The organism is Bacillus sp. OV166 (assembly GCF_900177675.1).
GTDB lineage: Bacteria > Bacillota > Bacilli > Bacillales > Cytobacillaceae > Neobacillus.
In genome coordinates this window covers 1,097,750-1,116,212 of sequence record NZ_FXWM01000001.1, presented here as the reverse complement: position 1 = coordinate 1,116,212, position 18,463 = coordinate 1,097,750, and the positions used below count along the sequence as shown (strand labels likewise).

17 protein-coding genes and 1 pseudogene are annotated in these 18,463 nt (G+C 39.2%); 5 read left to right on the top strand and 13 right to left on the bottom strand.

Translation table 11 applies throughout. The features are described 5' to 3' along the window. Positions 1 to 36: 36 nt before the first annotated feature. The 4 genes from CCK98_RS05230 to hemY all read right to left on the bottom strand — a co-directional run bounded on the left by CCK98_RS05230 (position 37) and on the right by hemY (position 4,378). Positions 37 to 195: a YezD family protein gene (locus CCK98_RS05230; RefSeq protein WP_088085603.1), complete on the bottom strand. Its 159-nt coding sequence runs from the start codon at positions 193 to 195 to the stop codon at positions 37 to 39. 354 nt (positions 196 to 549) lie between these two features. Beyond that, the gene (locus tag CCK98_RS05225; RefSeq protein WP_088085602.1) at positions 550 to 1,053 is read right to left on the bottom strand and encodes a GNAT family N-acetyltransferase; all 504 of its coding nucleotides are present in this window, start codon (positions 1,051 to 1,053) and stop codon (positions 550 to 552) included. Positions 1,054 to 1,238: 185 nt separating this feature from the next. Beyond that, a complete protein-coding gene (locus CCK98_RS05220) occupies positions 1,239 to 2,486 on the bottom strand; it encodes a cation:dicarboxylate symporter family transporter (RefSeq protein WP_088085601.1) in 1,248 nt (415 codons plus the stop codon). A gap of 485 nt (positions 2,487 to 2,971) precedes the next feature. After that, a complete protein-coding gene (gene hemY, locus CCK98_RS05215) occupies positions 2,972 to 4,378 on the bottom strand; it encodes a protoporphyrinogen oxidase (RefSeq protein ID WP_088085600.1) in 1,407 nt (468 codons plus the stop codon). Positions 4,379 to 4,648: 270 nt separating this feature from the next. Between hemY and CCK98_RS05210 the strand changes: the two genes are divergently transcribed. Beyond that, positions 4,649 to 5,458, top strand: a complete 810-nt coding sequence (locus CCK98_RS05210) for an alpha/beta fold hydrolase (RefSeq protein ID WP_088085599.1) — start codon at positions 4,649 to 4,651, stop codon at positions 5,456 to 5,458. A 108-nt stretch (positions 5,459 to 5,566) separates the two neighbouring features. On the opposite strand, the gene CCK98_RS05205 is transcribed toward CCK98_RS05210, so the two are convergent. Beyond that, positions 5,567 to 6,001, bottom strand: a complete 435-nt coding sequence (locus tag CCK98_RS05205) for a DUF1801 domain-containing protein (protein WP_088085598.1) — start codon at positions 5,999 to 6,001, stop codon at positions 5,567 to 5,569. A gap of 180 nt (positions 6,002 to 6,181) precedes the next feature. Continuing rightward, on the bottom strand, positions 6,182 to 6,370 hold the full coding sequence (locus CCK98_RS05200) for a hypothetical protein (RefSeq protein ID WP_088085597.1): 189 nt from the start codon (positions 6,368 to 6,370) through the stop codon (positions 6,182 to 6,184). 132 nt (positions 6,371 to 6,502) lie between these two features. Between CCK98_RS05200 and CCK98_RS05195 the strand changes: the two genes are divergently transcribed. Then, on the top strand, positions 6,503 to 7,108 hold the full coding sequence (locus CCK98_RS05195) for an HAD hydrolase-like protein (RefSeq protein WP_256942261.1): 606 nt from the start codon (positions 6,503 to 6,505) through the stop codon (positions 7,106 to 7,108). Positions 7,109 to 7,218: 110 nt separating this feature from the next. Next, positions 7,219 to 7,500 (top strand): YggT family protein, encoded by a 282-nt coding sequence (locus CCK98_RS05190; protein WP_088085596.1) that lies wholly within the window; start codon positions 7,219 to 7,221, stop codon positions 7,498 to 7,500. A 39-nt stretch (positions 7,501 to 7,539) separates the two neighbouring features. Here CCK98_RS05190 and CCK98_RS05185 read toward each other — a convergent pair whose 3' ends face one another. From CCK98_RS05185 to CCK98_RS05175, 3 genes are all read right to left on the bottom strand, one after another. Further along, complete coding sequence (locus CCK98_RS05185) at positions 7,540 to 10,731, bottom strand: DEAD/DEAH box helicase (RefSeq protein ID WP_088085595.1); 3,192 nt, start codon at positions 10,729 to 10,731, stop codon at positions 7,540 to 7,542. 165 nt (positions 10,732 to 10,896) lie between these two features. Beyond that, the gene (locus CCK98_RS05180; RefSeq protein WP_088085594.1) at positions 10,897 to 11,733 is read right to left on the bottom strand and encodes an aldo/keto reductase; all 837 of its coding nucleotides are present in this window, start codon (positions 11,731 to 11,733) and stop codon (positions 10,897 to 10,899) included. Positions 11,734 to 11,896: 163 nt separating this feature from the next. After that, the gene (locus CCK98_RS05175) at positions 11,897 to 12,544 is read right to left on the bottom strand and encodes a bifunctional 4-hydroxy-2-oxoglutarate aldolase/2-dehydro-3-deoxy-phosphogluconate aldolase (protein ID WP_218780179.1); all 648 of its coding nucleotides are present in this window, start codon (positions 12,542 to 12,544) and stop codon (positions 11,897 to 11,899) included. A gap of 151 nt (positions 12,545 to 12,695) precedes the next feature. On the opposite strand from CCK98_RS05175, the gene CCK98_RS05170 reads away from it, so the two are divergent. Further along, the gene (locus CCK98_RS05170) at positions 12,696 to 13,463 is read left to right on the top strand and encodes an IclR family transcriptional regulator (RefSeq protein ID WP_088085592.1); all 768 of its coding nucleotides are present in this window, start codon (positions 12,696 to 12,698) and stop codon (positions 13,461 to 13,463) included. A gap of 55 nt (positions 13,464 to 13,518) precedes the next feature. On the opposite strand, the gene CCK98_RS05165 is transcribed toward CCK98_RS05170, so the two are convergent. From CCK98_RS05165 to kduI, 4 genes are all read right to left on the bottom strand, one after another. Beyond that, positions 13,519 to 14,475 (bottom strand): sugar kinase, encoded by a 957-nt coding sequence (locus tag CCK98_RS05165; protein WP_088085591.1) that lies wholly within the window; start codon positions 14,473 to 14,475, stop codon positions 13,519 to 13,521. Between the two features lie 66 nt (positions 14,476 to 14,541). Continuing rightward, positions 14,542 to 15,534: a 2-keto-3-deoxygluconate transporter gene (gene kdgT, locus CCK98_RS05160; RefSeq protein WP_088085590.1), complete on the bottom strand. Its 993-nt coding sequence runs from the start codon at positions 15,532 to 15,534 to the stop codon at positions 14,542 to 14,544. A 151-nt stretch (positions 15,535 to 15,685) separates the two neighbouring features. Further along, positions 15,686 to 16,462 (bottom strand): 2-dehydro-3-deoxy-D-gluconate 5-dehydrogenase KduD, encoded by a 777-nt coding sequence (gene kduD, locus CCK98_RS05155; protein WP_088085589.1) that lies wholly within the window; start codon positions 16,460 to 16,462, stop codon positions 15,686 to 15,688. Positions 16,463 to 16,510: 48 nt separating this feature from the next. Next, positions 16,511 to 17,341, bottom strand: a complete 831-nt coding sequence (gene kduI, locus CCK98_RS05150; RefSeq protein ID WP_088085588.1) for a 5-dehydro-4-deoxy-D-glucuronate isomerase — start codon at positions 17,339 to 17,341, stop codon at positions 16,511 to 16,513. 254 nt (positions 17,342 to 17,595) lie between these two features. Between kduI and CCK98_RS05145 the strand changes: the two are divergent. Further along, positions 17,596 to 18,389, top strand: a pseudogene (locus CCK98_RS05145) (LD-carboxypeptidase). Positions 18,390 to 18,463: the final 74 nt, after the last annotated feature.

Genomic DNA, 18,463 nt, shown 5'->3' with positions numbered 1-18,463 from the left:
ATAATAAGTGTGGTCACTTTTTGCAATGCATCATTGTTATTTAGATGTTTTCTTATTTTGTGCAAATCGTGTTTTCTCTGTCTTATCAATTTGAGTGATCGTACCGTCATGAACGGTTATGACCACAGAACCATACTCCATCCCCTTTAGTGTCGATAAAATATAGTTTGCTTTTGCTTGATCCACAATTGCCATATTGTCATCCTCCCTTAAACTCCTAATATCACATAAGAATACTTGGTTTTATGGTCTAAAAAAAGAACCTTTGATTCTATTCATCTACATAAACCTGAATAAATACAAAATGACTGACAACAATGTGGACTGCACTTACTAATCGGATAGATCATGATTAGTCCCCCTTCGAATAAAAAAAGACTTATACCCCTAAATAAGAGTATAAGCCTTTGGTTTTCCAATCAGCTTAATATTAAATTAATCGTTCTCTGAATCTATTTGAATTATTTACATTTTATTCTGACTTTTCCTACCTGTCAAGTGGGTTTTACAAAATAATTTCTAGTACCAGCTTTTGAAAACAATAATGTACTATTCAAAAGTAAGTCGATACGCTTTCACAATGATGCCGTCATCCGCAGGTTCAAAATCGAATTGCGGTAACCTTTCAAAACCAAGGCGCCCGTATAGTCCCATCGCACTTTTCATAAAATCTGCGGTATGCAGGCCGATTGAATGAAAGCCTTGCACTTTCGCTCGTCGAATACATTCTGAAATCAGTGCCTTTGCCACCCCATTGCCTCGAGCTTGCGGTGTCACTGCGAGCATTCGTATTTCAGGATATTCCAACTCATCTACCAATCCTTCGTAGGCATCGGTTTTTGCAGGAAACAAGGCAATACTGCCTACTATTTTTCCATCAATTTCAGCAACAATTCGTTCCACATCCTCCTGCGCATCAGCATCGGACGAGATTGCGTGTTTAAGAGCCTTCCAATGATCTTCAGGAATGTTTTGGGCATGTTCTTCATATGAGTTTACTCTTTGTTCTCGAATGAATGATAATTCTTCCGCTGCAGCATTACGAATAATCATTTAACCACCTGCTTCTAGTCAGTTTTTCTCAGTGTATTAATTGAGTATTTCTTACGGTTTTATCCATTTTAGTATGTAAAACTTTTATAAGTCAATAATATTACCTGACTTTATTTAAGATTCAGAATCATTAACCCAATGAAAAGGACATCTCCCATTTTAGAAGATGTCCTGTATTCCCTATTTTACGCTGCCTTACGTTCTTGATAATTTTTAAGCTCATGGCCTTCCCATTTTGTAATTACAATAGCAGCCAAAGAGTTTCCGACAATGTTTACACAAGTACGTGCCATGTCAAGAATCCGGTCAATTCCGGCAATAAAAGCTAGTCCTTCTACAGGAATACCTACGCTTCCCAAAGTGGCAAGAAGAACAACAAACGATACACCTGGTACCCCGGCAATTCCTTTAGAAGTTAACATCAATACAAGAACTAATGTAATTTGATGTCCAATACTCATATGAATTCCATACATTTGCGCAATAAACAGTGCGGCAATCGCTTGGTAAAGCGTGGAGCCATCTAGATTAAAGGAATATCCTGTTGGAATCACGAAAGATGTAATCGATTTAGGACAGCCTAATTTCTCCATTTTTTCCATAATTTTTGGAAGAACGGTTTCTGAACTTGCTGTCGTGTAACCTAAAATTAATTCGTCTTTTAAATATTTAATGAGGTGGATAATATTGAATCCTGCAATTTTTGCAACTAATCCAAGGATGACAAGAATGAAGAAAAACATGGATCCGTATACAACCAGGACCAGTTTTCCCAGTGGAATTAATGAGGTAATTCCAAATTTCGAAACAGTAACACCAATTAATGCAAACACACCGAAGGGTGCGAGCTTCATGATTTGGTTTGTGACATAGAACATCGCATCGGCCGTTCCTCGGAAGAAATTAATAATTGGTATCCCTTTCTCTCCAATCGCAGCCACTCCAAGTCCAAACATAACAGAGAAGAAAATAATCGGTAACATTTCTCCGTTAGCTAATGATTGAATGATGTTCGTCGGAACAATATTTACAACGGTGTCAATCATAGAATGGGACTCAGTTTTTTCGGCTGTACTTACATAGCTGTTAATGTCCGTTTTAGTAAGTTTCGATTTATCAACGCCATCTCCTGGCTGAAACACGTTCGCAGCAAGAAGTCCAACAATGATCGCAATCGTGGTAATGATTTCAAAATAAAGCAGGGTTTTCCCGCCCAGTTTTCCTAAAGACTTCATATCACCAACACCAGCAACACCAACAATAAGGCTGGAGATAACAATTGGGACAACAATCATCTTAATTAAGCGAATAAATATATCTCCAATTGGCTGAAGGTAGCTTGCCACATGTGGATTACCGTAAAAAACCGCACCGACAATAATACCAAGTGTCAGACCAATGAAAATCTGCCATGCTAAACTAATCTTCTTCATATGCATTTCCCCTTTTTTATAATATTAAAAAATTGATTACATAGAGGTATCAACTAAGAAGTACAATCTTTCAAATTTTTTTATAAAATGATAATTTCTATCTACTAAACAGTCTATCTTTATTTATTTTAATAATAATTCTTCTATTAAACAACATATATTTAAGTGGGAATTACTCTCATTTATGATATTGATATAGTAAAAACCATAGATACCAAGGCTTCGCGCCTATTAATTGATTAGTTATTACTTTCAGAAAACCCGCAATCAAATTGACATATATACCATTTTTACATTCGAATCAGTTAAAAAGTTGGTAACAAAGCTTACACAAAAAGTCATTAGAAGTTATTCTAAAAATAAAAAAGAGAGAGGTATGATCCCTCTCTCTTTTGGCATTTTATTGGAAAATTCCCTATTAAAAGATATTGATTCCAGTCAAAAAAATAGAGCAGGAATATCGAATCCCTACTCCATCTTATTGACTATCTCAAAAACTCGAGTACCTTTTTAACTGCCGTCTCCCCCTGGTCGATACAGTCTGGAATACCAACACCTTCATAGGAACCTCCAGCTAGAAATACTCCGGGTAATTCCTTAGTCAGTGATTCCTTCACACTCTTCATCCGTTCAATATGACCAACATTGTATTGCGGCATCGCCTTTTTCCATCTTGTGATGATATGGAACAATGGTTTATCGGTAATGTTCATGGTCTTATTTAAATCCCGTAATGCAATATTAATAATCTCTTCATCTGATAAATCAACTGCCGCTTGATCATTTGGTTTTCCAACATAACAGCGTAATAAGGCCATATCCTTTGGTGTCGTACCAGGCCACTTTTTATGCGTCCATGTGCAGGCAGTTATTCTAAAGTCACTGTTTCTCGACACTAAAAAGCCCGTCCCCTCGATGTCCTGTTTAATTGCCGACTTTGGAAATGCCATGGCAACGTTGGCCACAGAATAGGATGGCATATCATCAAACGTGTGCATGAACGGATAATCAGAAAGCATTTTTTGTGCATGGAAATGTTCTGTCGCAATGACCACGCTGTCCGCCTGTTCAACCGTTCCATTGGCGAAGGTAATCGAATAGTGGTTCTGATTTCTTACAATTTTTTCAACAGGGACTCCTTTGCTAACAGCCCCCTCATCCATCCGCTTGACGACTTCGTCAATTAACGATTCCAGACCGGTTGATAAGGAGATAAACATTCCTTTTTTGGAAGGTTCTTTTTTCGCTGTTTTAGGTGGGGCTGGCATTGTCTTTTTCAAGCCAAGCACAAGGCTTCGATGTTTTTGCTCCATATGATAGAACATCGGAAACAATGACATTAAGCTTAAGCGGTCGATATCGCCTGCGTAAATCCCTGACAGTAGAGGGTCGATTAAGTTATCCACTATTTCATCCCCAAACCTTCTTCTGAAAAACTCACCGAGGGATTGATCTGCCTTTTCCAATCCCTTTGGTAAAATAAAATCACCTGCTGCCCGTAGTTTTCCTAGTGGGGAAAAGAGTCCTGAAAGCGCAAATGGTGTAACCTGGGTTGGGATCCCCATGAATGCTCCCTCAGACATCGAATGGATCCTTCCTCTAGCGTATATAAAAGATTTCCCGGCTGTATTCGCGACCACTTTGTCTTCTAAGTCGACTTCTTTAATTAATTTAAGCGCACTGGCTTTTCGAGCCAGAATGGAATCGGGACCTTTTTCAATCATAAAGCCATCCCTCTTCACCGTGTGAATCACACCGCCAAAACGGTCACTAGCTTCATATAGCTTGACTTCAAGCGGCAGTGCTCTCTCCTTGATCTCCTTTTGCAAGTAGAATGCTGTTGCTAAACCTGTGATTCCTCCACCTATTATGATGACCTTCTTTTTCTCCATATCAAAAACCAGCTCCAGATAATTATTTTTAGAAAAAAATTCTATGTTGTATGAAAGTTAGTTTGCTCACATTTTCACATATATATATTTTTTTATAAAGGAGAGTGCGATCCATTCTCCTACATTTATCATTTTAAACTATTAAATAAAATAAAAAGTAGAAATTTACAACTTGTACCCAAATGTTCACGAATGTATTAGCCTAGCTATCCATGAATAGCTTATTGATAAAAGGACTTTTCCATACCTTTTTCAAAGGAGGGATAAAAAATGGGTTATTACGTTAAAGTGGCGCCTGAAGTTAATATATATGTTGAAGATGTAAATCGCAAAAGTAGTAAAACCATCCTCTTTGTCCATGGCTGGCCAGCCAATCATAAATTATTTGAGTATCAGTTTAATGTCCTTCCTGCGATGGGATATCGGTGTATTGGGATTGATCTAAGAGGATTTGGCAAGTCAGATAAACCTTGGGAAGGGTACTCGTACAATAGACTTGCTGATGATATTCGGGAAATTGTTAAAGGACTTCGTTTACAGAGTTTCACGCTTGCAGGTCATTCTGTAGGTGGAGCGATTGTTATCAGGTATATGGAACGCCATAAGGGTTTTGGGGTATCGAAATTAGCCCTTTTTGGTGCGGCTGCCCCTAGTTTTATAAAGCGGCCAGGCTTTCCTTTTGGATTAGAGGCGAAGGATGTCAATTTACTACTGGGGCAGATTTATAACGATCGGCCGAAAATGCTCTCTGATTTCACGAACATGTTCTTCCATCAGGCGCTCACTAAACCTTTCTCAGACTGGTTCTTTCAATTAGGACTTGAAGCAGCAGGGCATTCCACTGCAGGCTTACTAAACTCCTTAAGAGATGAAACCTTATTTACAGATATCAAGAGAATTCAGGTGCCTACATTGATTCTTCATGGTCAACATGATCAAATTTGTTTGCCACCGCTGGCCTCCATCCTTCGTCAAGGAATAACTAACTCTAAACTAGTCTGGTTTGAACATAGTGGTCATGGATTGTTCTGGGAAGAGCAGAAAAAGTTTACACAGGAATTGGCTAATTTTATAGGGTAAAGTGAAATTCTCTTTGCTAGAGAATGACCTCATCATAAAGACAGTGCTTCCCACTACTAATAGCTGGAAGCGCTTATTATTTCTGCTGTTAGTAATCGATTAATAGAGTTAATAATTGATATTCGGATATTTTTTTTGCAAAAATTGAACCGATTTGGTTATTAGCTCTTTTAATACATCGATATCAATATCAGCGACCTTATTGATGTATACACACCCTTTTCCAGTTGTATGTTTCCCAAAGTCCTTTAGCAATTCCTCACGCTTTGTTGTTTCTCCCGGTGCAAAATACAAACTAATTTTTGCTTTTCGAGGTGAAAAGCCAACTAATGGGGCATCCCCTTCATGACCTGATTCATATTTATAATGATAGGAACCGAAACCAATAATACTCGGCCCCCACATCTTTGCCTCAAAACCTGTTGTTTCAGTAAATATATCTATTAATTTGTACGCATCCTCACGTTTTTTTGGATTCTCAACATTTTCAATAAACTCAATCACACTGTTATCCGTTTCTTTTGTTTTTTGCTGATAGCTCATTCTATCTACTCCCATTCTTTATTTTGTTTACATTATTGGTAAAAAGAACAGATGACAGACACCTGTATTAATTTATACTCTTTATTTCTGCTTTTCCTGCTTTAACGCCAATAATAAAAAACATAAAGCCCAAATAGAAGCATTTATTAAAACAAAATTATAGAAAAAAAGAGAGTATCACTACTCTCCTTCGTTTACAACAACCTTATAACCGTTTTGCTGCAACCCATCCTCAAATACATCCCTTGTGACTATGTAATAGTTTTCTCCAGTTTGGTCTGTGATGACCATTTCACTCGGACTCTTGTCCACTGCTGCTGCTTCTAAACTAAAGTATGGTAACCCCAGTTTTGAGTTATCAAACGACATTGTTATCCCCCATTTCTATCTTTTAACATGTACATTACCCATGAAAAGTATAACAAATTTCAGACATCCATGTGACCTGATCGTTTCTTTTTTATTTAATCTTATGGTACTCTCTTTAAAGGTAAAATCAAAATGTTTCTGAAAAGAGGGATATTTATTAACATACTATGGGATTTCGACGGCACTCTTTTTGATACCTATCCAGCACTTGTCTCTGGATTCATCAAATTAAGCCAGCAAGACCTTGATCGCGATGAGGTGCTAAGGTGGCTAAAAATTGATTCCAAAACGGCCTTTAAACATTATGGAATAGATGAAAAGCAGAGACTTGAGTATCAAACCTTACATAACTATTATTCAAAAACGGAAAGTAAGCCATTTGAACACCTGGATGAAGCCTTATCTTCTGTTGATCACAATATTATTGTTACGCATCGCGATAAGGAATCGACCATCTTTCTGCTTAAAAAATATCATTTAGACAAATACTTTAAAGAGATTGTTTCTGTTGAGGAACAAGGTTTTACAAGAAAACCTCACAGCTCCTCCTACGAATATGTACTAAAAAGTCACCATATTGATTTGGTCGTCGGTGACCGTGACTTAGATTTAATTCCCGCTCGAGAATTAAATATTAAAACGTGTGCTTTTCAAAATCGGAACATTGAAGCAGATTTTCATATCGACAGCTATGCCGATTTTATCGCAGTAGTTCTTAACCCTCTTCAACAGAAATAGGTTGGAAGTTCCTTATTAATATTTTGAAACTTTATTGGACCTCAATCGTATATGTATACATAAGTAATGTTTGTACGATTAAAAAATTATTATAGAATGGAAGATCTATATTGGGCTCGAATATTTTACTGATTGGACAGTATGCTTTTGAGATTTATTATTGGTTAATCTTAATATCTATTTTCAGTTCCTGGTTTCCTCAGTTTCAAGCAACAAAGATTGGTATCTGGATTGCCAAGCTTGTCGAACCATATTTAGGATTGTTCAGAAGGTTTATCCCACCTCTTGGTCCGATTGACTTTTCACCGATCATCGCATTATTTGCCTTTAGATTTATCAGGCAATTTGCTTTAGAAGGTCTCCGTCAATCATTGAATGTCATTGGGGCATAAAAGCTATTAAAAAAGGAGTTGCGCTGCAGCTCCTTTTTTCTATATCATCAATATCTCCCTGATATCCTCTTCAGTAAGAGTTGACATGACTTTCTCATCAGAATCGATTATTTCTTCGATGAGATGTCGCTTTTTATCTTGCAGTTCATTCATTTTTTCCTCGATTGTCCCTCGGGCGACCAACTTGATGACCTGGACGATATTTTTCTGGCCCATCCGGTGGGCACGATCGGCCGCTTGTTCCTCGACAGCCGGGTTCCACCACGTGTCATATAAAATGACGGTATCCGCACTCATCAAATTAAGACCTGTTCCTCCTGCTTTCAAAGAAATGAGGAACAAATCCCGTTCACCGCGATTAAAGCGCTCGCAGATTTCAACTCGTTCTTCAGATGGAGTCTTTCCATCCAGGTAAAAATAAGGCATTCCTTTCGAAGTTAACGCTCGACCGATAAGATCAAGCATTTTCGTAAACTGTGAAAAAATTAATACTCTTCTTCCAGAAAGCTTTGATTCGTCAACAATCTGCAAGAGTTGTTCGAATTTCGCAGAGTTCCCTTGATACCCATCGACAAACAAGCCTGGATGACAGCAAATCTGCCGCAAACGAGTCAAACCCGCTAGGATTTTGATTCTATTTTTTCGAATCGTATCCTTGTCCAAATGCTTTAATGTGTCATGCCTAAGTTTTGCCAAATAGGCTGCATACAGCTTCTTTTGCTCAGGAAACAGTTCAACAGATTCCATCGATTCCATTTTTCCAGGAAGTTCGGCAAGGACATCCTCCTTCAACCTGCGCAGTAAAAAAGGACGGATTCTTCGTGCAATGTTTTTCCTAGAAAGCTTGCTATATTCCTTTAGCCCAAGGAACAGTTCAGGAAAGACGACGTGAAAAATCGACCACAACTCTTCTAATGAATTTTCTACGGGTGTCCCAGTAAGTGCAAAGCGATGATTGGCCTGCAATATCTTTGCTGCACGGGCTGTTTGCGTTAACGGATTTTTAAAGGCTTGCGCTTCATCAAAAAACACCGTATGAAAGGATTGCTTCTCAAACCAGCTGATCTCGCGGCGCAGTAAAGGGTAGGAGATGATCATTACATCGACATCCTTCCCTTTCTTCAGAAGCTTGGTTCGCTCTGCTTTTGTTCCATCAATGACAGCAGCCTTTACCTGGGGAGCAAATTTCCTGATTTCACTTAGCCAGTTATACGTCAAGGATGACGGACAAACAACGAGGGCTGGCTGGTTATTTTTACGGATATCGGACTGAACTGACATAATAAAAGCGATGCTTTGAATCGTTTTTCCAAGTCCCATATCATCGGCCAGTATCCCGCCGAAGCCGTAGTATGCCAGAGTCTTCATCCATTTAAACCCATGCTTTTGATAATCTTTAAGGATGGGCTCTAAACTCGTTGGCACCTCGAACTCCAACCGGCCTGGATTGTGAAGGTGATCCAGGAACTGCCGAAAGGATTCCTCTAACTTAAACGCATCACTAACCTCAACCGTATCAAGAAGTTGAAGACTCTGCTCAATTGGTAAATCCAAACCACTGGCGAGATCCTTATTCTTGGCAAGTGGTGAGTAAAGAAAACGCTGGATTTCATCGAATTCTCTCGTCTGAAGTGAGAGCAGCGACCCATTAGGCATACGATAATATTTCCGTTTTTCCTCTAGTGCCGACAAAACCTCACGTATTTGTCTTTCAGGAATGCCATCCATTTCAAATTTAAATTCAAGCCAATTGGTTCGTTCCTTTTTGATCCTTACCCTAACCTGCGGACGAAATTCCCCTCTGGAAATTCGATTTCTTACAGCCGTCGTTGCATAAATTCGGACGAGCTTTTGGAGCTTTGGGACGACATAGGTCAGAAAGTCATACTCTAGCTCTTCATTATGAAGAAAATATCCACCATCTGTCTTGGCAAATGAGCTATCCTCAAAGAGCTGGAGGATTTCATCTTCCTTTTCTACATCACGGATTACTAAAGAGCCAGATGGGAGATCTCTACTTTCTAATGGATTAATGATCCAATTTTCGTAATGAAATTCGAGTCCAGCTAGCAAGCGGTTTTTGACACGATCCAAGTAGAGTTTGGCCACGAGTGGTGTGTTCATCAATTGCTTCGTGATCGTTTCTGCAATCGTAACCTGCCCTAATTTTTTTAACCCTGGCGCCACTTTTTCCAGAAAAAAGCGGATTTGCTCTTGCGGAATGGGAATTTGATTGGTTCCTGAGGCATCCAACATCTTTTTCAGATCCGAAAGACGTTTATAGTCCTGATCTTCTAGTTGTTTTACTTTCCCTTCGTATAAAACGGAATGATAGGCACTTAAGAAAATCATCCGATGCAAGTTTTTGACCTTCAGTTGATAACCGTTTCCTTCCGCTTTTGTAAAATCAAACTGTAATGGCAGCGATGCGGCTGATAAGTGCAGACCTTGAAAGGTATGTCCCTCAGATTCCACCTTCACATAGGGAATTTTTATGAGCAACGGTAGCAGCCGTTCCCAAGAGGATGATGGAATGAACAGCATCTGATGTTGATTGGTGTCAGGCACCACATCCACATAAACCTTTTCATCCCGTAGTACTTGGATGAGCTGCTCAAGAATGGCATTGGTTTCTTTTTGAAAGCAATGGAGATTTGGATCGTATTTGAATGAGCTCGAAAGTGAGTAAGTCTTTCCCGTACTTACCCGCTCCAAAAACATTCGGATATTTTCCACCTCAGTTGATACGACGGTCATTTCGATAGCGAATAGGTATCTTCCTTTGCCAACCTCCATGGGTTTACAGGTAAACTCGATATCAAGTACATTTCTTTTTTCAAAATGGAGTTGATGACCGCTTGAGCGGACAGGCTGATCCGTAAAAAGTGTCAGTAACCCTTTAGTAAGATCCTGATTATTTGAACTGGAAACCATCGGGATGGTTCCTTTCTGTTGATGCTCGTAAACCGCTAATAAAACGGCCGCAATATGCTGACAATCCTTTGTAAACGAGGCAAGCTTTGGGCAGCTGCATTCCGTTAAAATATCATCGTTGACACCCGCTTCGATTGTCACATGGAAGTCTTCCTCACCTGTTACCGTAGCTTGACAACGGTCAGGTCGATATTGTTCAAATGTCACTTTATTCGTTTGATAAAAATAATCTCCTCGTTTGAAGGAGACAGTGCCACACATTTCTTTGATGAGTTTTTGATTTAATGGGATGTTCACGTGTCCTGCTCCTTCCTGAGTTTATGCCCAATTAAGATATAGACATTATAGCATACGTACTATTTTTTATAATTCACTTCAACATAGTAAAAGGAATGAATGATAAGATAGTAGGAGTAAAAAAAGCGTCTGCCATTCATTTCTGAATGGTAGACGCTTGAAATATTAAAAGCCTACGCTCATCGTATCTGGATGGGAGCCAGCACGGCTATCTTGATTCAATCCATCAATTTTGTCCATATCCTCAGTGGATAATTCAAAATCAAAAATATCCGCATTTTCAATAATGCGATGTTCTTTGATTGATTTTGGAATCGTAACCACTCCATGCTGTAAATCCCAGCGCAAGATCACTTGAGCAACAGATTTATTATATTTATGCGCAAGATCTTCAAGGACCGGTTCATTTAGAAGCTTCCCTTGTTTTAAAGGTGACCATGCTTCCAGTTGAATACCTTCATTTTTACAAAAGGCAAGAAGCTCTTTTTGGGTTAAGTGCGGATGGAACTCCACCTGATTTACCATCGGTTTAATCTCTGCAGAACTGATTAAATCTTCTAAATGGTGAACTTGGAAGTTACTAACGCCAATCGCACGCACACGCCCCTCTTTGTAAAGCTTTTCAAACGCCTTCCATGTCTCTTTATATTTATCTTTTCCTGGCCAGTGAATTAAATAAAGATCTAAGTAATCAAGTCCAAGCTTAGTAAGACTTGTTTCAAACGCCTTTAACGTTGATTCATATCCCTGTTCGGAATTCCAAAGCTTTGTTGTAATAAACAAATCCTCACGGGGAACGCCTGAATCCTTAATGGCTTGGCCTACACCTTCTTCATTACCATAAATAGCGGCTGTATCAATGCTTATGTATCCGTTTTGGATAGCAGCTTTTACAGACTGAATAACCTCTTCCCCTTCGGTTACTTTAAAAACTCCTAATCCCACCCATGGCATCTTTACTCCATTGCTTAATGTAGTCGTGTCTTTCAAATTTGTTGGCATCATTTATTCCTCCTTTATATAATTCATTGTATCAAAAAACTGGTATTATTTTCATTTTTTAAAATATGGCTCTGTTATACTTGGCTGTTGATTTCCGCTCCAATCAACATGTACCAAAATCAACAATAAGCTTTAACATAGCCTAAAATATAGAAAAACAAAGTTATAATCCTCTTGCCGCTTGAACTTTTTCGATATACTGTTTTGCATAGTCGGTGATCTTGTCAAATTCCCCTGTTTTAGCAGGTTCCACTAGATTACCGCCTACTCCAACAGCCACACAGCCATTTTTGATCCATTGGTCCACGTTATCTAAATTGACACCGCCAGTTGGCATAATGTTTACTTGTGGAAGCGGAGCTTTTACTGCTTTGACAAACTCTGGACCAAATGCACTTCCAGGGAATAGTTTCACGATATCTACGCCAGCTTCTAATGCACGTTTCATTTCAGTGATCGTCATACAGCCAGGCATATAAGGTACTTGATAGAGATTACAAAGGGTTGCTGTTTCCTGATCAAATGCAGGACTCACAACAAACTGTGCCCCCGCCAAAATCGCAATCCGTGCTGTTGCCGCATCAAGGACCGTTCCTGCACCAATCACTACATCTTTATTATGTTGATAAAGGGTTGCTAATTCTTTAATTACTTCATCTGCGCCTTGTACGGTAAAAGTAACCTCAATCCCTTGAATACCGCCTTCTACACAAGCTTCGGAAATATTAACTGCCTCTTCCTTTGAATCTGCCCTTACCACGGCTACTACGCCACATTCTGCAATTTTCGTTAAAATATTTATTTTTTTCATCATGTCAATCACTTCTCTCTTTTGTTTTTTTGAATGGTTATTTTCCAATAGTTTTAATTAAATTTACAAAAGATTCTCTATACCGTATCATATAATAGAACAGTGTTTTAAAATTGTGAAATGAATATCACTGAAAAAGAGGTAGAAAGAGATGTCTAATGTTCAATCACTTGAAAGAGCTCTAACTATATTAAACAAGCTATCTGAATATCCAGATGGTATCCAGATTACACGACTATCGGAGCAGATTGGACTAACAAAAAGCACCATTCATAGACTGTTAGCTACGTTATCGAGTATGAATTATGTCGTGAAAGATGAAGAAACAGACAAATATAAACTTGGATTACAAGTCCTCTTTCTTTCTAGAAATCTTTTAAATAACTCAGATATTGTAACTGTTTCGAAACCGTTTCTAGAAAAATTATCACAAGAAGTCAACGAAACCGTTCATTTATGCATCGAAGACCGCGGTGAAGTTGTCTATATTGATAAAATTGAAAGTACACAAACGATTCGCATGTATTCCCGGATTGGAAGCCGTGCTCCCATGTATTGTACCGGCGTTGGAAAAATATTACTTTCAGACAAGAACCAGGACGAATTTAACGAACTCATTTCAAATATAAATTTCATTCCCAAGACACCTTCTACAATAACCTCTAAGGAAGAATTTATAGAAGAAATCGAAAAGGTTAAAAGCCAAGGCTATGCATTAGATAATGCCGAGAATGAAGTAGTCTTAAGATGTATTGCTGCTCCAATCTTTGATCACAAAGGAAAGATTATTGCGAGTTTTAGTATTTCTGGTCCAAGTAATCGAGTAACAATGGATCTGATCAACGATACATTAATTGAAAAAATGAAACAGTATAGTATCGCTATCTCAAGAAATCTTGGTTATACGGGGAAGCACTAAAATACAAAAGTAAAGGAAACCATAAAATCGGTTTTCTTTACTTTTTTTAATACAATTAATAGTAACGCTTGACCAGCGAGTCTCCCATAAATGCTTCCAATTTGTCTCTATCAGGTAAACCATCGTTATCTCCTGGAGACATAACTGCAAGTGCACCGATAGCTGCCCCGCGTTTTACCGCTTCCATGATGGGCAGACCTTCCAATATCCCGCTGACCACCCCAACAGCAAACCCGTCACCAGCACCTACCGTGTCAACAACTCTCTCTACATGGAAACCATTAGTGTAGAATTGCTCACCGTCTGAGCTTGTGAATGCACCTTTTGCCCCGAGCTTAATAACAACTGTTTTTACACCGGTTGCGTGATAATAATCAGCAATTTCTTGAACGTCTTGTTTACCCGTTAACAGCTTTCCTTCTTCGATGCCGGGAAGAACAATGTCTGCATGACACGCCAGGTCGTTAATCACTTGAGCCATTTCTTGCTTGTCAGGCCAAAGACCTGGACGTAAGTTAGGATCAAATGAGATTTGGATGCCTCTTGCTCGTGCCTCTTTCATTAGTTCATATACCATCTCTCGGCAACCGGCGGACAATGCAGGGGGAATCCCTGTCAAATGAATATGGTCAAAGCCATCCCAGTTCAAATGATCGATCGTTTCTAGATTCATATGTGAAGCAGCGGAATTCTTTCTAGCGGAAAACACTTCTGGATCGCCGCTTACTACCTTTTCCTTCCACTGCATACCTGTTAAATAATTCGCATCATATGTCACATACGTGGTATCAATCGCATTCTGCTGCAAAAACTTTTCAATATTTTTGCCAAACGGGTCCATTCCCAATTGGGTAATATAGGTAACTGTATGCCCTAATCGTGACATACCAATGGAGAAGTTGACCTCAGCACCTGCAACAAAACGTTCAAAACGCTCTGTGTTCTCCAATGAACCTTCTTTCTCCGCTACAAAGAGTGCCATAGGTTCTCCTACAGTAATAATTCTACTCATACGGGTCAATCCTCCTATTAATTGAAAGAGAGACATACAATGAATATGTCTCTCTTGATTTGATTATCAAGCAGTAGCTTTGTTTCCTCCATGTACACTTGGTCCATTGTTTTTCTTTTTCATATGTTGGGACCAATAGGCCGTAAGGATAGGTACTAATATAGATGTTACAATGACCGATGCTGCACACAAAGCAGTGGCTGATTGCGCAATAGGAAGAAACTCCGGCTTCATTGTGGCAATGATCATCGGATTGGCAACCGCAGCTCCAGCTGTACTTGAAGCCGCAAGTCCTGCTGTACCGTTTCCTCCTCCAATAAATTTATCAGCTAACATTAATGGAACACCTGTAACAATGATGACGAGAATACCTAATAAAATTCCAGCAAGACCAGTCTTCGCTATTACTGTCAGGTCAATCGAGTTACCAAGGGCAAAACCAAAGAATGGAATCATTGTATGTGTAGCCTTACTGAAAAATTCACGGAAATCTTTATCCAAGTTACCAAGAAGAAACCCTACTAAGAAAGGTAAGACAGCGCCTACAAAAGCTTGCGGTTGGAATGCTGCTAACCCTGTTGAACCAAGAATCAACATTGTTACTAGTGGACCTGATTCAAGTGACATAAGGACAAACGCACCAGCCTCTTCTTTGGAACCGTACTGCTGCATAATTGAAGCATATAGACCGCCATTGGTCATATCCATACATGCAATTAAAGCAAGAACTGAGAATCCAGCAAAAAAGCCTGTTTGAATTCCACCATCCGGGATAAACATGGATGCAACGATCGCAACTACCCATGCAACCGCTATCTTTGTTACGACAAGTGTTCCTGACTTTCTTAATACCGTACCTGTCGCTTTAATATTAATACCTGCACCCATACAGAAGAACCATACTGCTAGAATTGGTACAGTACCGGTCATTAAACCATTAGTAAATGAACCAAAATACTCACCAGATTTTGGAGCTAGTGTGTGTATCATAGCTCCTAAAAATAATGGAACCAGCATTAGACCACCAGGAATCTTTTCAATCGTCTTCATAATTTTCATAATTGCATACCTTACCTTTCGGTTTATGATGGGTAATTTTTAAGCAAAAAAATTGAGACATGCTGTGGTATGTTCCTGAATCAAATAAAGCAAAGGAGGCTTTGATTTACAATATATCTTGAACCGCCTTTAGCTTATGTAATAACCCTGATTAACGGGCTAACCAACCACCATCGACTGCTAGAATATGTCCATTCATATAATCGGAGGCTCGACTAGATAAGAAGACAACTACCCCCATAAGGTCTGATGGATCTGCCCATCTTCCTGCAGGAATACGAGAAAGAATTTCCGCGTTCCGTTCTTCATCCTTACGAATCGGTGCAGTATTAGCGGTAGCAATATACCCTGGTGCAATCGCATTAATTTGGATATTGTAATGTCCTAATTCGTTTGCAAATGCTTTTGTAAGACCCGCCACCCCATGCTTACTTGCTGTGTATGGCGGAATAAATTTACCACCTTGGAAAGACAGCATCGATCCGATATTGATGATTTTTCCGCATTCTTGCTTAGCCATTACTCTTGCAACCTCTTGACTTAGAAAATAGACTGCGTTCAGGTTAATATCCATGACCGCATCCCAATCCTCTTGTTTGTATTCTAGTAATGGCGTGCGACGAATCGTTCCCGCATTATTCACGAGGATATCTATTTTTCCATAAACATTCAGACACTCAGAGACAATATTCTTAATATTTTCCCTTACCGTTAAGTCGGCCTGATGAAAGTGGACTTTGCTTCCTGTCTCTTCAATAAGAGCTCTGGTTTCTTCCCAATTGGTATCGTGGGAAACAATAAATAAATCTGCTCCGGCTTTAGCTAATGCGATCGCATATCCCTGGCCTAGACCCGTATTTCCTCCTGTAACAATGGCCACCTTATCTGTTAACTTAAAAAAATCTAGTGAAAAATCTCTTAAACTCATTTATTAAGCACCTCTTCCTTTATGTCTTCTAATCAAGCAGTCTTTAAGTTATCTCAACTGGTCCATCGTTACTTGATCCATGTCATTATAGGTTTTATTCTCTCCAGCCATGGCCCAGATAAAAGTATAATTGCTGGTTGCTCCACCACAATGAATGGACCACGGCGGTGAAATAACCGCTTGTTCGTTCTTCATCACCAGATGACGTGTTTCAGTCGGCTCACCCATCATATGGAACATTCTTGCATTTTCATCTAAATCAATGTAGAGGTAGACTTCCATTCTGCGGTCATGTGTATGAGTTGGCATTGAATTCCAGACGCTTCCAGTATTTAATTGCGTCATTCCCATAACCACTTGGCAGCTTTGGATTCCCTCGTTATGGATCATGCGGCGAATCACTCGGTCATTTGCATTCTCAAGGGATCCTAAGCGATCTCCTTCAATATCCTTAAATGCTACGTGTTGAACGGGATACTCTTTATGAGCTGGTGCAGAGAATAAATAAAACTTGGCTGGACTTACGGTTGATTCACTAGTGAAGAGTAACTCTTTTTTCCCTAAACCAACATACAAGCAATCTTTGTTGTCCATTTCATAAGTCTCACCATCAACGGTGATTTTCCCGCTTCCACCAACATTGAAAATCCCAACTTCTCTTCGCTCTAAGAAGTAATCAGCCTTAATTTCATCATAGCCCTTTAATGAAACTACCTCTCCCATAGGTGTGATGCCACCTACAATGGCACGGTCTTCCATTGTATAAACTAGCTTAATTTCACCTGGGATGAATAACTCTTCTATCAGATAGTGTTTGCGAAGTTCTTCTGTTGTAAATGTTTTTGCATGATCTGGGTGTGTTGAGTATCTTGTTTCCACAATCTACATCTCCTTAAATTTAACTTCTTTTTATCGCGTTCCACATCGTGGTACGTTGTTTCATAATTTAATTATAGCGTTTTCATTTCCAAATGGCTAGAGTTAATTTGACAAAAAGATGAATTTTAATTTATTGTTAAATTTTTTCCAAAAAATCCGAAAACGTGTTGTAATTATTTTTGAGTCATAGATTAATATGTAGCCCCCCTTCTCACATTTTGATAAAATCATCTAAAAGTGTTAGGGGAATATCGATGATTACCTTTCCGCATTTAAAAACCGAAGCAACCATCGGAATGGAACAAAGAGGATTCAAGGTAAACTGTGGGGAAACAGCTTGGACTCAAAACAAGGCAAAATCAGCCCCAGCGCTAAAACGTGCGGCTGATTTTAATGCCATGATGTGTGACAATGAAATTGACATCCTTATTCGCCGTGGGGCGGGGAATTTATGGATGAAACGACAGCCATTTGGCAGTCGGTCTTGTCGACCAACAAAGGAGAATCTGTGATTCAACATTCCTCAGAAAAGTATCAAAAGGAATGGCAGCATACAAATCCTTCTCCCTGTGTTTTTCATTTAACCGAACATACTGCCTGGAATACTGTCGGGAACCGACCAGTTAGGATACATGGTCGATTACTCGGCGGATGTATAGACATTATCAGACATCTTATTGGGACGCCCTTCGGTGATGTAGAAAAGTTTAGAAAAAAACATATCAACGGCGAGCCCGTCATTTGGTATTTAGAGAATTGTCAAATGAATACCCCTGATTTGCGAAGATCCTTGGTTCAAATGAGGTTAGCTGGGTGGATTGAAAACTGTTCAGGCCTGATGTTTGGCCGGAGTGAAGCGAATAGGTCTGTGGAAAACTATACTGTGGAGGATGTCTATCAAGACCTTGCCGATGAGCTTGATATTCCAATTATTTATGATATTGATTGCGGGCACCTCCCACCACAAATCACCTTCATCAATGGTGCTTATGCGGAGGTGGAAGTCTCAGAAGGTAAGGGAACGGTTTTTCAATTTTTTCGTTCATGATTATTTGGACGGAAACAACCAGGACTTATTAAATCAAATTTGATTAGTAATGGGTTTTATTCATATTATAAGTA